Consider the following 15,320-nt stretch of genomic DNA (forward strand, 5'->3'; position numbering starts at 1 on the left):
TTAAAGGGGTGTGAGGAGCTTTATTAAAGGATATAATTATAGTAGGTATGGTGGGTTTTATAGAAAAAGCCAATAGTTTTGTATTCTATTGGCTTGATATTTATTAAGATAAAGTAAACTTTAATCAGTCTAATGTATAAATTTCCATTATTTGTTCAAGCTCTTTATCAAAGTCAATTTTTAGGTCTTTTAATTTACCAGTTTCTAGGTCAAATACCATCCCGTGCACTGATGCTTTACGATCTTTATAAGCCTTTTGATAATCAGCTGTTTTAATAACATTGATACATTGCTCCTGAATATTTAACTCAACTAATCTTCTGTAACGTTCAGATTCATCTTCAATAGCCATTAGTTGTTCCCTATGCAATCTGTAAACGTCTCTAATATTTCTTAACCATGGATTGAGAATTCCTAGATCAGACGAATCCATGGCAGCCTTCACACCTCCGCAACCATAGTGACCACATACTACAATATGCTGTACTTTTAAAATACTAACGGCATAGTTTATTACCGACATGGAACTTAGATCAGTATTAGGTACCATATTGGCAATATTTCTATGTACAAATACTTCACCAGGCTGCGCACCCATAAGTTCTTCTGCTGTTACTCTACTATCTGAACAACCTATATATAAAATGGTAGGTTTTTGATCGCTCGAAAGCTTTTTAAGAAAGTCAGGATCTTGTTTTAATTTGGTATTTATCCACTCTTGATTATTGCTGAAAAGTTGTTTTATTTTCATAGTACAAAATATTTTGTTTCGATTAATTAATCAGCTGTCAAATATAAAAACAATATAAATATATTAATGTTTAGTGCGGCCCGTTAGAACACCGAAGTTTCTCAAAAATTAGCCTTTTTTATGGGCAATTTTATTAACAATTACAGCAATTGCACCGTCGCCAGTTACATTAGTTGCTGTTCCAAAGCTATCCATGGCAATGTAAAGGGCAATCATTAGGCCTTGCAGCTCGGCGCTAAAGCCAAGCATACTTTCTAATATACCTAAAGCAGCCATTATGGCTCCACCTGGAACCCCAGGGGCTGCCACCATAGCAATACCTAACATTAAAATAAAACCAGCAAGTGCACCAAATGTAACGGGCATACCCGATAACATCATAATTGCCATGGCACACGCAACTATTTTCATGGTGCTACCTGATAAGTGGATAGTGGCACAAAGGGGTACTACAAAACCAGCCAAATCTTCATCTACGCCGTTTTTAATGGTTTGCTCTAATGTTACAGGTATTGTGGCGGCTGATGATTGTGTGCCGAGTGCTGTCATATAAGCTGGAAACATGTTTTTAAGTAATTTCCAAGCATTTTGTTTGCTTACCCATGCAGCAATAGTAAACTGAATAAATAAAAGAACAACGGTTAAGAAGAATATGATAAGGATAACTTTTATAAAAACACTTAAAACGGGCAGTACTTGTCCGGAAGCCGTCATTTTTAGAAAGATACCAAATATGTAAAGCGGAAGTAAGGGGATTATGGCAACAGAAATAATCTTTTCTACCACTTCTTTAAAATCTTCAAAGGCATTTTTTAGTGTAGTTCCTTTTATTGAAGCCATTCCAAGGCCTAAAGCAAATGCAGCAACCAATGCCGACATAACACCCATAAGTGGGGGCATTTCAACTGTAAAGAAAGGAGTGAGTGTATCTACAGTTTCTTCGATGTGTATTTGATCGCTGGTTGTTAGTAGCTTAGGTAAAGCAAACTGACTAACACTGAAAGTGAAAAAGCCAGAGAAAATAGTAAATCCATAGGCTATTAATGCAGTTATGCCAAGTAGTTTACCTGCACCTTTACCCAAATCGGCAATACCTGGCGCAACAAAACCGAGTATGATAAGAGGAATTACAAATCCTAAGAAATTGCCAAATAAGTCGTTGAAGGTAACAAAGGCTCTAACCATACCATCAGGAGAAATTAGTCCGATACCAATACCTAAGATAATGGCTATTATAATTCGTGGCAAAAGCCCAATTTTTGATAAACGCATACTTAAACTTTTAAATTTATAGCTTAATTACAACAAGTGTTTAGTCTTCCTTGTCTTTAATTTATTGACCTTGTAAAGGTAGTTTTTATGATCACATGAAACATAATGATTTTTTTACAATCAGTCGTTAAATATAAAAAAGCCTATGCCGCTTGGATCCATTAATGAGATGTTATCTACCAAGTTTTCCGTATTAAATGCAGTAATATTCTCATAAACAGAGATATTTTTAGTTTTAATATGATCAATAATATTAAGATTGTCCTTGCCGTTAAAATAGTTGAGTGCCGGGTTATTAAATAAATGTGGACAAGAGAACGGTTTCATCAAACTAATGTAGAAATCATCTTTAGTTTTAAGCTGAATGAAACCCTGTTCCTCATTTTCCATTTGCAATTTGAAACCTAACAAAATAAGGAGGTCTTTTGTATGTTGCATATGTGCAGTTTCGATACTAACACCGAAATTTGTACCTAAAATCGATTGGTTTGAACCGTCTGCTGTTGTGAAGTCCTCTTCAGTAATGTAATACCAAAGGCCATTTCTATCCACTGCAATAGAATCATCATCTTGATTAAGTAAGATAGTATGCGAACTCAGCTTATTTATTAGTTTGGCTTTATTGGAGGTGCTAATTTTAAAGCCCTTCCTATATTTTTTACTATCAGAAAGTTCAATAGTAATTTTAGCATCACTAACTAGATATGATGTGCCAGAGCTTTCTACCTTAAAGTTTAGTTTTTTATAGAACTCTAGGCTTTCTGTAAGGTTTGGAGTTGGAGTAATTATTTTAACTGACATAAGTAAATATTTATACCAAAAACATCATCAAATAATTCAATTTCTTATCAATCATTCAATAATGCATTTGGTATTATTTATGAAGTTGTTTAAAGTTGTATCGAAAATCTGCGAGTAACACCTTGATTTCATTAGTAAAACTCAATCCGCCACTCTCGTAATTGCCCTACAACCTTAAATAACTTCTATATAAAAAAAGCGACCTGTTTAAGTAACAAGTCGCTTTTAATTAATGTTTTGATAGAAATTAAATCCTATTGATCAATACCTTCTAGCATAAACATAAAGCTGTACTCCAAAGCGGTTTCTTTGTAACGTTTAAAACGTCCGGAAGCACCGCCGTGACCGGCCTCCATGTTTGTATGCATAATTAATAAATTATTATCAGTCTTCGTATCTCGTAATTTAGCAAGCCACTTAGCTGGTTCCCAATATTGTACTTGCGAATCAAATAAACCTGTTGTGATTAGTAAGTTAGGATATTCCTGCGCTTTTACCTGATCGTATGGAGAGTAAGTAAGCATATACTTATAAGCAGCTTCTTCTTTCGGATTTCCCCATTCATCAAACTCATTTGTGGTTAACGGAATTGTTTCATCTAACATAGTAGAAACCACATCCACAAACGGCACGGCAGCTATAACTCCGTTAAATAAATCGGGCTGCATATTTATTACAGCACCCATTAATAAACCACCGGCACTGCCGCCCATTGCATATAAATGGTCTGCCGACGTATAGTTTGCTTTAATTAAATGCTTGGCACAATCAATATAATCGTTGAAGGTGTTCATCTTATTCATCATTTTACCATCATCGTACCACTCGCGTCCCATTGCCTGACCACCGCGGATGTGCGCTATGGCAAAAACAAATCCTCTATCTAATAAGCTTAAACGTGTTGAGCTAAAATACGGATCAATTGTATTACCGTATGAACCGTAGGCATATAAAAGGAGAGGGGTTTCCTTATTAAGCTCAGTACCTTTTTTATATACTATAGACATAGGTACTTTCTTACCATCGCGAGCTACTGCCCATTGGCGTTCTGAAACATATTCACTTGGCTCATGACCACCAATTACTTCTTGCACCTTTTTCACCTCTTTTTGCTTGGTGCGCATGTTGTAATCAATGGTAGAATTTGGAGTAGTTAAAGAACTGTATCCATAACGAAGAATTTCAGTATCAAACTCTGGATTAATGCTGATATATGATAAATATACTGGCTCACCAAAATCAAGATAATGCTCTTCTTTGTTTTTTTGATTGATGATGCGAAGATGAGGTAAGGCATTACTACGCTCACTTACTACCAAATAATCATTAAATACTTCTATACCATTTAATAAAACATCTTTGCGATGAGGTAATACTTCTTTCCAATTACTCATATCAGTAGCATTAACCGATGTTTCCATCAGTCTGAAGTTTTGCGCTTTATCATTGGTAACAATATAAAACTTGTCTTTATAGTGACTGATTGAGTACTCGTGATCCGTTCCTCGTGGGGTAAACTGTTTAAATTTACCAGTAGGATTATTGGCATCTAATATCTGATAGTCGCTCACTAAAGTACTGCTGTTGTAAATGATGATGTATTGATCAGATTTTGATTTGTAAACACCAATGTAGTACGATGGATCTTTCTCGTGATAAACCATAACATCAGCCTTATTAGCTGTGCCTAGTTTATGGCGCCATATTTTTTCACTTAAAAGTGAGGTTAAGTTTTTAGATGTGTAAAAATAGGTTTTGTTATCGTTAGCCCATGCACCTCCTGCTTCAACATTAGGTATAACATCGCTATAGAATTCGCCTGTTTCTATGTTTTTAAAACGGATGGTGTAAATTCTACGACTTGCAGTATCCTCAGCAAAAGCCAATGTTTTATTGTCAGGACTCACTTTTAAACCATAGGCTGCGTAATATTCATGTCCTACGGCTAATTCATTTATATCTAAAAGTATCTGTTCTTTCTCTTCTAAAGAACCCTTTTTACGACAGTGAATGGCGTACTCTTTACCTTCTTCGTAACGCACATAATACCAATATCCATTTGAGAAATAAGGTACTGATGCATCGTCTTTTTTAATGCGACCAACAATTTCATCAAATAACTTTTCTTGTAATGGTTCCGTGTTTTTAAGTGCTGTTTCTGTATAGCTATTTTCAGCATTTAAATAATCAAGTACTTTTTGAGTTTGAACATCGGGTGTTTCTGCTACTTTTTGTTCATCAGTTAAACGCATCCAAAAATAAGGGTCGATACGTGTATCGTTATGAATGGTTAATACAGAATCCTTTTTCTCCGCAATAGGAGCATCAGGCAGATTTGTTGGCATCATACTTTGTTTTTTTGCAGATGGATTACAGGCCGTAAAAAGTAATGCTGTAATCATCAGTAAATTAAATGTTCTGTTCATATATTATTGTTTTAGGTTGTAAGCCCAAATGTAGTAATAATTTGTTGTTATTGATAAGTAGAATTGCTAGTTGCTTTGCTACTAATTATTTGACGCTGTTTAGGTATACCGAATATATAGTTTCGTTTTAAAACTGTTTTTGTATAATGAATTGGTCATTTATAGCTCAGTCTAGCGTATGAAAATAAATCAAAGACACCATATCGTAATTATAAGATAGGCGGGTCTTCATTTTATCAATAATTATGAAAGTATTTTCTAGTATTGAAAGACGGGCAGAAGTAATGGAAGATGGTATTCAGTATGCCTTTAAGAGGATAGTATAAACCCGCATTTATATTAGATCTATCTAGTATTAATGCGGGTTTAATATTTGAAGTAATATTTCTAAAAACCAAATCGATACTGTAAACCAGTCATAAAGAACTTTTGATCGGCTCTATAACCTAATTCGGCTCTATACATCCAATGATCTGAAATTTCATAGTTAAACCCTAACTGAGTACTCCAGTTATCAATAATTTCTTTTTTTATGCTGTAGTTAATTGCATTGGATTCTTCAACTCTCCCTAGCGCATAATCAAGACGTTGTTCACGAGCGTATAGTTCGATTAGTTTTTCTTCTTTACCAGGAGTTCTGTCAGGCAAACTTTCCCAAAGGTCAATTTGCTCATTGTTTATGGTATTTAAAACACCAATTGCCTGAGTCATGGCTTCATCAAGCTCAGGCACTCCTAGGGAACCTGTATTGTTTTCTCTATTTACAAAGTCGCGATACATGGCACCAATATATACCGACAATTTCATTTTATTTCGGAATACAACTCTTCTTCCAATTCGACCTGATCCAACAAAGAATGTTACTGTTTCTGCCAATAAATCAGATGTAGTCCATGTAATATTTCCATCTACACTAACAAAGTAATCGTCCCATCCATAAACTGCAGTTGAACCAATTCCGAACGAATTAGTGGAGAAATTTACTTTTGGTACATCTATCGGTTTTACCGGAGTTGTTATTTGCTTTAAATTTCCATTGGGCCCTAATCCTGTTTCAACCATTTGTGGTTGAAAAGATACTTTTGTTGAACCTTGATTTCTCGAATAGAGGCCATACACATTAAGTAGTGGTAATATCCAAGCATCTGCTCTTACATTAACTCCATTTGATGTAGCAACCGTTTCTGTAAAATTTAAGGATTCAGGATTGATGATATCATCTAAGTTTTCGCCATCGTAAAAATTCATACTAAATTCGGTTAACTCAAGCGACATTTGGTTAAATACATAATTCACGTTAAAACCAAAAGGTAATTGTAGGTCAATATTTCTATCCACAACCTCTTGCCCCCATATGGGTAAAACATAAGGATATTCTTTTTTAACAGATGTTGAATCACTTTTAGGAAACTGAATACCACTTTGTGCTTTAACACTTGGTAAAGCAAGTAGTAGCAAAAAGAGTAATGAAGAGTAGCTGAGTGTTTTGTTTTTCATAATGTATAGGTTTTTATTGAGATAAAGGAAACAAATTAGATTTTGTTCTAATCATATGCATCTTCATTTACTTTTTCTCAATTGCACATGTACTTTAAGTGTGTAGATGATACTTTTTTACTTAAGGTATGAAATTTTATTAATATCAGCTCTTTCCAAATGCTTTAAGGATTGTGGGTGATTTCTCCACATTGCAGCACATGTTGTAAACCCTAGTTTAATTTTGGCGCCTTGAATTATTGTAAGTGAAAGCAGTATCAAGTTCACTTGGTAAGTTTGTTATCGTTTAATGGTTCCATAATAATAAATCACCTTATCTGTTTTTAGAGGTACTTCGTACGAAATCTCTAAACCATTGGGCATGGGCGAAATATGTGCCACTAGTTTAAACTCGCTTTGCTTTGTAAATACTATATCATATGGAGCATTTACACTGAAATTATTTATGGTATAGAATACCTTTTTTGCCTCTCCACTTTTAAAGGATAGGGTGGCTATTTCGTCCTCTCCAAATTCTATTTTGTATAAATAATTAGCACTAATGCTATCGTTCATCAATAGTGGGTTTGTACTAATAAAACCTGATTCAAAGGGCTTACCAACCATTTGCATGGGTCTTAGGTATAAATTCCAGTTTCCTTCAAATTCGCTTTCTAAGCTTGGGAATGAAGCCTCTTCTGCATCGCCAAGTAAGTAGTTTCTAACAACTTCATTTTGGATAGTTAGTTGTGTAATTTCTTCATTTGATTTTTTAAGAGCCAACTCAAGCGAGTCTCTAACAATTGATAATGATAGCGAGTTGTTTTTGAGCTTCTGTATGCTTTTAGTAATAGATAGCGTACCTTGTTGTACGGGTTCTTCTTGATTTTGATTACTGAGTAGTTCTTTTTTAATTTTACTATAAAAGATAGAATAATCATTAAGTAAGGCATTTAGTTCTTTATTCTTAGTTAGCAATTCTGATTGTTTTATTAATACCGCATCTAGTTCTTCTTGAACTTCTTTTTTAGATTGGGCGCTAATATAGTTTATGGAGGATTGAAGCACTAGTAAAAGAATAACTGCCTTTGTAAGTTGAGTGAGTTTCATAAGCTTAATTTAAATTAGTTAGAAGCAATAATTTAATGAATAGTATTCATAAAGTCTAGGGTTGGGTACTATAATTTTACACCAAATACTATGTTTAGTTGATGAACGAAATTATATCCATGAAAATTACAATCTCAAATTGTTTTGCTTATTCAAGTTTATACTAATTCGCATCAATGTGAATACAACTTTCTTCTGTTATTATAAACATTTAATTAAGGGATGAGAAGACTATGCTTAATATTAGAATGTTTTTGACTTGTATAGATATTGTTCTGTAAGGGTTTGTATATGAATCCCTATGTGTGTATTGTATAGTTTTATTCTAGTTGTAATTATTACTTGTATAGTTATACGATAAGAATAGCTTAGTGTAAAGAAGGCGATGCGCTCTACATTTGCTATTGAATAGGAATTCGCAAAAGTAAATGAAATCATTCGCTACTTTTAGTTTTCTAATACAACTTAAAATAACTTTATATAAACACAATTAAATTGTAGCCAAAAAAAAATATTCTATGCAAAAAATCAAGTTATTATGCACGCTTTTGTTAGTCGTATTATTGATCTCTTGTAATACAGAAAAACAAACGATTAGTTTAAATGGCAATTGGTATTTTTTAGCCTCTAATAGTCTTACAGAAGCAGAAGTGTTTAAAACCCATTTCTCAGAGTGGGATACACTCTCGGTACCTGGTAACTGGGATACTAGTGATAAATACGCTGAGTTTGTTGGTAAAGGATATTACCAGCGCACAATTAATGTACCTTCTAATTGGGACAATAAGCAAATTCGCTTAAAATTTGACGCCGTATATCAAACGGCCAAAGTGTGGCTCAATGGCGAATTATTAGGTACGCACGTTGGTGGATATACACCATTTGAGTTTAATATCACCAAGTTGGTAGATGCCGGTAATGCCTATCAATTGGTAGTGCAGGCCGATAATACTTATAAACGTGGTGCTTGGTGGGCATGGGGTGGTATAAGTCGTAATGTTGCCCTAGTAGCCAATAATGATGTTCGCATAATGTATCAGCATATTGATGCTATTCCTGATTTTGAGAATAACAGCCTTACCATTAATGTCAAGTATAAGCTTGAGAATAACGCAACGGAAGTTCAAAATGTATCTATACTGTCCTCTGTTAATGATGGGGGCAATAGTAAAGAAGAGTATCAAAAGGAGATTTCAATAAAAGGGAATTCAACAGCATTTCATCAATATGTTATTCAGGCAAAATTATCCGATTATCAGTTATGGGAATTAGACCATCCGTATTTGTATCGCTTATCAAGTAAAATAAAGCATAATGGAACAGTGCTTGATTATAAAGATGATAAGTTTGGTGTTAGAAAGATTGAAGCCATTGGGGAACAATTGTTTTTTAATAATCGTCCCATTAAAATGGATGGTATAAATAGAGTGCACGATCATCCTGAATATGGAAATACAGAGCCTGATATATTGGTAAAAAGTGATATTATGGATATGAAAGCCTTAGGGACAAGTTTCTCAAGAATGATGCATGCTCCTTTAGCGCCTAATCTTTTGAATTTTTGCGATAGTGTTGGTTATCTCATTATTGAAGAAATCCCTGTTTGGGGTGATGATGATCCACAATCATTTCCTAACAATCCTCAAACCAAAAAATGGATGCAAGAGTTAATTACCCGCGATTATAATCATCCCTGCGTTGTGGGATGGAGTGTGGGCAATGAACTACGAGATTCTATTGCGCCATGGGGAGCCAAAAGCTTAACCACTGAACAGTATGGATACGTTAACTCAATGCTCGATTATGTTGGGTCTTTAGATAGCACTCGATTGAAAACATATGTATCAATCACAGCCTATGGAAAGCATACCGATATGAGTAATGAACCCTACGATAAGCTCGATTTAATTTGTATTAATAGCTATGGTGATGCCATTCGTAACACAGAACTTACGCACGAGAAGTTTCCTAACAAACCCATTTTCTTATCAGAAATAGGATTAAAACAGATAGGTGGAGGGGCAGATGCCGAATTGGATGAGAAGCTAATCAACTACATTAAAACCATTAAAGAATACCCTTACGTTGTGGGTTTATCCTTATGGTGCTATAACGACTACAGAAGCAATTACAAAGGTACACCAGAATCAGGTTTTAGAGAGTGGGGTGTAGTAGACGAATTGCGAAATAAAAAGAAAGCTTATTGGCAATTAAAAGAAGTATTTGCCAGAGATTGATTTACCCAAATTAGGGGAGGTATTCATAAAAACGAAGAGGTAAAAGAATATACACTACATAATTAGATGAATATCTTCCCCCAATGGGGGTGTTCCTATTCTATATTTGAGTTTGTATTAAAAATAATCAGCAAACTCTTATTATGAATAAAACAACTACTACTAGAATAGTATTTCTATTTGTTGCCTCAATGCTTTTGTTTGGTAACGGATACTCAAAAGATTATTACGTTACTAAAGCGGGTAATGATGATAATGAAGGAACTGTAGATGCCCCGTTTTTAACAATAGCTAAGGCAGCATCATTGGCCATGGCCGGAGATATGGTTTATATAGGCGAAGGTACCTACGAAGAAACCATTAAACCTGCTAACTCAGGTACAGAAGCTAGTCCTATTACTTTTCAAGCTATTGAGGGAGAAAAAGTAATTATTTCGGCAATGCAGGCCATAAGTGGATGGACATCAGATGGTGGACAACGTTACAAGGCTCAGCTCGATTGGGATTTGGGACAAAGAAACTTTGTGATGAATGGAGAAACCGTACTTGATTTAGCACGTTGGCCAAACAACGATGATGGCGATAGATTTACTTTGAACTCTTTGCGAGCTGAAGGCGGAAGTGATTCAGAAACAAGTGTTAATGCTTACCTCGAGAATAGCGAAATTCCGAATTGGGACTGGTCAAACGGTGGTTCAATCTTCTTTTTTGGCGATAAGTCTGGCTCTGGTTGGTTAGCTTGGAAAGAATGGATTAAAGATTCATCGGCAGGAAAAGTCATTTTTGATGCCATAAAAGATCCTGCGTGGATTCTTAGTGCACATGCACCAGGCGATGGCGGTGATTTTTATCTGGAAGGTATTAAAGAAGCTCTGGATTATAAAAACGAATGGTACTTTGACAGTAGTACTAAAATGCTATATGTAATTTTACCCGATGGTGCTCAACCAGAGGATGGAGCTATTGCAATGGCGCGAAGAGAGACAGCGGTCGATTTAAAAAGTCGCCATCATATTCATATTAAAAACTTAGCCATTTTTGGAGGTAGCATACTAATTGATGGAACTGGGAATACAATTAATGGAGTCACTAGTTTGTATGGCGGAATGACCAGGGGTATTACCAAAAGCTTTCATACAGGCGTAAGGTCGATTGATATTAGCTGGAACTCTGTTAATACTACCATTGATAAGTGTGAGATTGGTTATGGCGATGGTTCTGGAATTTGGGATTCTGGCTCAGAAACTACCGTTAACAACTCACTTATTCACAACTTTAATATGGTTGGTAGCTACGATGCACCTTTAATGATTCGCGGTCAGCGAAATGCAAAAATTACCCACAATAAAGTAACTCGTGGAGGTAGAGATGCATTACAAATTATTTCTAAAGGTTCTGAGGTGGCGTATAACGATTTTTCGCAGAGTAATTTAATTGCTCACGATTGCGCTTTGTTATACACTATCGGGCGTGACTTAAACATGGATATTCACCACAACTGGTTTCACGATGCTATTTGTAGAGATGGCCTATACAAAGCTGCGGGCATTTATCTGGATAACAATTCGGGCGATGTAAGAGTTTATCGAAATGTAGTTTGGAATGTGCAATGGACAAATCTTCAGATTAACTGGAAAGGACTGAATTTGGATATCTTCAATAACACCTTCTGCAAAGCTGATGGAGGAACCATGGGCGCATGGATAAGAGCGAACGAGGACGATAAATTTGAGAATGTGCATATGTGGAACAATCTCTCAGATCAGGCCTCATCAGATGCAGATGGGAATAAAGATACGGGTGAAAACTGGCTGGCACATGTTGAAGGAAATGACCTGCAGAATAACTTAGGCAATTCGACTTCGTTTACTAGTTATTCTGGTAACGATTTTACTCTTAAAGCAGGTACGCCTGCTATTGATGCGGGTAGAGTAATAGATGGTTATACCGATGGCTACGTTGGCGATGCTCCTGATGTTGGTGCTTATGAGTTAGGCGATGATTGGGTGCCAGGTATCGATTGGGATGTTCATCAAGGACCTGCAGGAAATGGATGTTACGGTTTACCCGGAGAGGCTTGTGGTAATGATGATGATGATAATAGCGTAAAACCTATTGAGAAAGAAGACGGTATTACGGTATCTCCAAATCCCTTCGATAATCATATACTAATAAATGCATTGCCCTCAATTAAAGTTGCACGAGCCGACCTGTATAATATGTCAGCAACTAAGGTACATGCCTGGAGTGTAACAGAGAGTACCCAACAATTGTTAGTGCCAAGTCATATTAAAAGCGGAATTTATGTATTGGTACTTACTTCAGAGCAAAATAAACAATACGCAATTAAAGTTGTGAAGAGATAATTTAATACAACTTAAACAACTTCTATATAAAGCATCCTCAATGGCACATCTGCTATTGAGGATTTTTTTTGATATTCATGTGAAGTATCAAACTTGCATTTTGCCTTTGGAATAAGCACAAGGTGAATCAAAAATTCCATTTATGTAGAATCTATACATGATTTATAATAATTATTCAAATATTTAGCACCAATGTTGTCCTAAATAATATTACGTATTGGGCTGTTTGCCCAAACCTGCCTCCGTCAGGTAGGCCCAACTTCATCCTGAAACAATTAAGAATACTCAATTCTTAATCGTCCCGATGCCTTGAAGCAAGAAACAGAACCTGCCTGCCGGCAAAGGCAGGGCAAAGAAATTACTTTATGATTTTTGCTACACTCAACAATATTCAAGTGAACTTGATATTGTATTCGCTAAACGCAAAAATTCAAGGCTGCTTTACAAAAAACTTTCTTATTTATTTGAAGCTTAAGTGCGGCTGGCGGATCTAAGAGCAAAGCTCTCAGCTAGCCAGTCTTACTAAAGCTTCAAACAAAACAAAAGCCTTGTGTAAAGAGGCCAGCCTGACAAGGCGCTTAAATGCAATCCTACGAAAAAACACATTTCAATAACAAACTATTCATTAGTGACTTAGCCTTAAACTTAAAAATCTATTAGGACGCTATTGATTTAGCACAAAAGGTACCGGTATAGTTTATCAATAGTTATAAAATTGAATTGTTGAGTTAATGTTTAGATTTATTATTGCTATAGCGGCCACTATTATTAAAATTTGAAAGATCTAAATAGAACTTAATAAACTATGAAAAAATCAACAGGTATATTTAAAAACATCATATCTATTGTAATGGTGTTTTTTGGTGTTCATGTGAGTGCTCAACAACAACCTAATATCTTATGGATTATAACCGACGACCACCGGGCAGATGCTTTGGCTTGTTATAATAAAGCAACAAGCGGAAAAGCAGAGAATCAATTGGGTTATGTAATGTCTCCTGAAATTGATGCCTTAGCTAACGAAGGCACCTTATTTGTCAATGCCTTTTGTAATTCACCCATGTGCACACCTTCTCGCAGTTCAATGCAATACGGTAGGTATCCATTTCGTAGTGGGCATTATAAATTCAAATCGCACCAGAAAGCCGATTTTGTAAGTAAAACGGTTTCGCAAGTATTGCGTGATAATGGTTATGGTACAGCAGTATTCGGAAAAACGGGTTGGGGCATACAACATAAAGATGGCGATATTGCTTTTTACGATCATACCATTAACTTTTCGCGTGACCTTCAGCATAAAGGATTTGGCGATATTTTTAATTCAGGAACAAAAGCAGAATTTCCTGAAGGTATTTTAAGCATTGTTCATGCCAAAGAAACCTGTATTTATCCTAACGGCGATAAATTAACCTACGTAACACAAACGCTCGATAACGAAATTGCTACCGAAGAAAAAGAAAAACAAGCCAAGGTAGATGCTGAATTTGATATTTTACGAAGTTATACACGCATCAATAAATCATTAATTTTAGGTGGTGTAAACCCTCAACCAGCCGGTAAAACAATTGATGCCTATATTGTTAAGGAGTTTAAGAATTATTTAGAGAATAAAAATGCCAATTTTAAAACCTTAGCAGGTAAAGATGCCAAGGGAGCTGATTCTACTAAACCACTTATGGTTAATTTAGGCTTTCATTTACCACATACACCCATACTGCCTCCTAAAGCATATAGAGATATATTTAAAAAGAAAAAATATAATATACCCGCCTTTAGTACCGATGAACTCTCTAACTTTCCTCCGCAGTTGGTAACACTTTATAATGAGTGCAAAACAGATCAGTTAACTGATAAAGAGAAACTGCAAGCGGTACGAGATTATTATGCTTTTTGTGCCTATGGAGATGCATTAATAGGCGAATCGGTTGCTGCCTTTAAGGAATATTGCCAAGCAAATAGTCAGGATTATCTTATTATTTTTACCGTTGGCGATCATGGTTGGCACCTGGGTGAGCAAGGTATAATGGCTAAGTTTGGCCCTTGGAAACAATCGATACATGATGCTGCAATTGTTGTAGCTTCAGATAAAACAAAGTTCCCTCCGGGTAAGGTGGTGAATAGTATGATTGAGTTTGTTGATTTTACACCCACTATGTTAGCAGCATCAGGAGTAGATATTAGCGCGCCTGAATTCAACTATTTAGATGGCTATAACTTAGCCGATGTTGTTGCTAAACCAAATCAATTTAATCGCGATTACATTATAGGCGAAGTAAATGTGGTTTGTGGGCACCGCGCTTACCTGCGCTCAAAAGATTTTGCTTTTTCAATGCGTACGCGTGATAGATGGGATGTGGCCACTGCTGAAAATGTTAACAACGATATTCGTTGGGCTTTACTATGCGATAGACCAAAAGCTGATATGGCTTTATATGATTTGCGAACAGATTCACTTGAAAAAGTAAATGTTGCAAACACTCCGGAATATAGGGCTTTGGCAGATTGGTTTAGAAATAAACTGGGCAATATTGTTCTTGGCGATGGGAGAGTAGAATGTGATTGGAATAAAGACAATAGCTATGCAATTAGTAATTTTTCAAAAGGAAGTGATGATAAGCGCTTAAATATACCCTTACAGTTAATCCCTAATAAGTAATAATACCAAATGCATTATTGAATTATTGATATTTTATGAAGGGCTTTAGCAAAAGAAAAAATGCTGGTGACACAGTTTATTGAATAGACCCTGCAAATCCGCCGCAAAGTTGCAGGAAGCTTGCGTCAGTGACGCAAATCGCTGCACGGTTGCAGGAAGCTTGCATCAGCGATGCAAATCCGCTGCACGGTTGCAGGAAGCTTGCATCAGCGATGCAAATCCGCT

9 protein-coding genes are annotated in these 15,320 nt (G+C 35.7%); 3 read left to right on the forward strand and 6 right to left on the reverse strand.

Annotated elements, in window-relative coordinates:
• Positions 1–124: 124 nt before the first annotated feature.
• The 6 genes from A8B35_RS22685 to A8B35_RS22710 form a co-directional block, all read right to left on the reverse strand.
• Entirely contained in the window at positions 125–751 is a 627-nt protein-coding gene (locus A8B35_RS22685; protein ID WP_068475818.1) for a carbonic anhydrase, read from the reverse strand.
• Positions 752–859: 108 nt separating this feature from the next.
• Positions 860–2,023 carry a dicarboxylate/amino acid:cation symporter gene (locus tag A8B35_RS22690; protein WP_068475820.1) on the reverse strand — a complete coding sequence of 388 codons (1,164 nt, stop codon included), beginning with the start codon at positions 2,021–2,023 and terminating at the stop codon, positions 860–862.
• Positions 2,024–2,143: 120 nt separating this feature from the next.
• Entirely contained in the window at positions 2,144–2,824 is a 681-nt protein-coding gene (locus A8B35_RS22695) for a hypothetical protein (protein WP_068475823.1), read from the reverse strand.
• 254 nt (positions 2,825–3,078) lie between these two features.
• The gene (locus A8B35_RS22700) at positions 3,079–5,250 is read right to left on the reverse strand and encodes a S9 family peptidase (RefSeq protein ID WP_083634695.1); all 2,172 of its coding nucleotides are present in this window, start codon (positions 5,248–5,250) and stop codon (positions 3,079–3,081) included.
• A gap of 387 nt (positions 5,251–5,637) precedes the next feature.
• Positions 5,638–6,747 (reverse strand): hypothetical protein, encoded by a 1,110-nt coding sequence (locus A8B35_RS22705; RefSeq protein WP_068475825.1) that lies wholly within the window; start codon positions 6,745–6,747, stop codon positions 5,638–5,640.
• Between the two features lie 279 nt (positions 6,748–7,026).
• Positions 7,027–7,836: a hypothetical protein gene (locus tag A8B35_RS22710; RefSeq protein WP_068475827.1), complete on the reverse strand. Its 810-nt coding sequence runs from the start codon at positions 7,834–7,836 to the stop codon at positions 7,027–7,029.
• A 518-nt stretch (positions 7,837–8,354) separates the two neighbouring features.
• On the opposite strand from A8B35_RS22710, the gene A8B35_RS22715 reads away from it, so the two are divergent.
• From A8B35_RS22715 to A8B35_RS22725, 3 genes are all read left to right on the forward strand, one after another.
• Positions 8,355–10,073 carry a glycoside hydrolase family 2 protein gene (locus A8B35_RS22715; RefSeq protein WP_068475829.1) on the forward strand — a complete coding sequence of 573 codons (1,719 nt, stop codon included), beginning with the start codon at positions 8,355–8,357 and terminating at the stop codon, positions 10,071–10,073.
• A 143-nt stretch (positions 10,074–10,216) separates the two neighbouring features.
• Positions 10,217–12,439, forward strand: coding sequence for a T9SS type A sorting domain-containing protein (locus A8B35_RS22720; protein ID WP_068475831.1), 2,223 nt, complete (start codon positions 10,217–10,219; stop codon positions 12,437–12,439).
• A gap of 805 nt (positions 12,440–13,244) precedes the next feature.
• A complete protein-coding gene (locus tag A8B35_RS22725; protein WP_068475833.1) occupies positions 13,245–15,095 on the forward strand; it encodes a sulfatase-like hydrolase/transferase in 1,851 nt (616 codons plus the stop codon).
• The last annotated feature ends 225 nt before the right edge of the window (positions 15,096–15,320 follow it).

Origin of the sequence: Saccharicrinis aurantiacus, from assembly GCF_001660705.2 — a bacterium.
GTDB lineage: Bacteria > Bacteroidota > Bacteroidia > Bacteroidales > Marinilabiliaceae > Saccharicrinis > Saccharicrinis aurantiacus.

Coding starts and splice junctions, on each gene's coding strand:
- A8B35_RS22720 (WP_068475831.1), top strand. CDS start 10,217: ATGAATAAAACAACTACTACTAGAATAGTATTTCTATTTGTTGCCTCA.
- A8B35_RS22705 (WP_068475825.1), bottom strand. CDS start 6,747: ATGAAAAACAAAACACTCAGCTACTCTTCATTACTCTTTTTGCTACTA.
- A8B35_RS22725 (WP_068475833.1), top strand. CDS start 13,245: ATGAAAAAATCAACAGGTATATTTAAAAACATCATATCTATTGTAATG.
- A8B35_RS22700 (WP_083634695.1), bottom strand. CDS start 5,250: ATGAACAGAACATTTAATTTACTGATGATTACAGCATTACTTTTTACG.
- A8B35_RS22695 (WP_068475823.1), bottom strand. CDS start 2,824: ATGTCAGTTAAAATAATTACTCCAACTCCAAACCTTACAGAAAGCCTA.
- A8B35_RS22690 (WP_068475820.1), bottom strand. CDS start 2,023: ATGCGTTTATCAAAAATTGGGCTTTTGCCACGAATTATAATAGCCATT.
- A8B35_RS22685 (WP_068475818.1), bottom strand. CDS start 751: ATGAAAATAAAACAACTTTTCAGCAATAATCAAGAGTGGATAAATACC.
- A8B35_RS22710 (WP_068475827.1), bottom strand. CDS start 7,836: ATGAAACTCACTCAACTTACAAAGGCAGTTATTCTTTTACTAGTGCTT.
- A8B35_RS22715 (WP_068475829.1), top strand. CDS start 8,355: ATGCAAAAAATCAAGTTATTATGCACGCTTTTGTTAGTCGTATTATTG.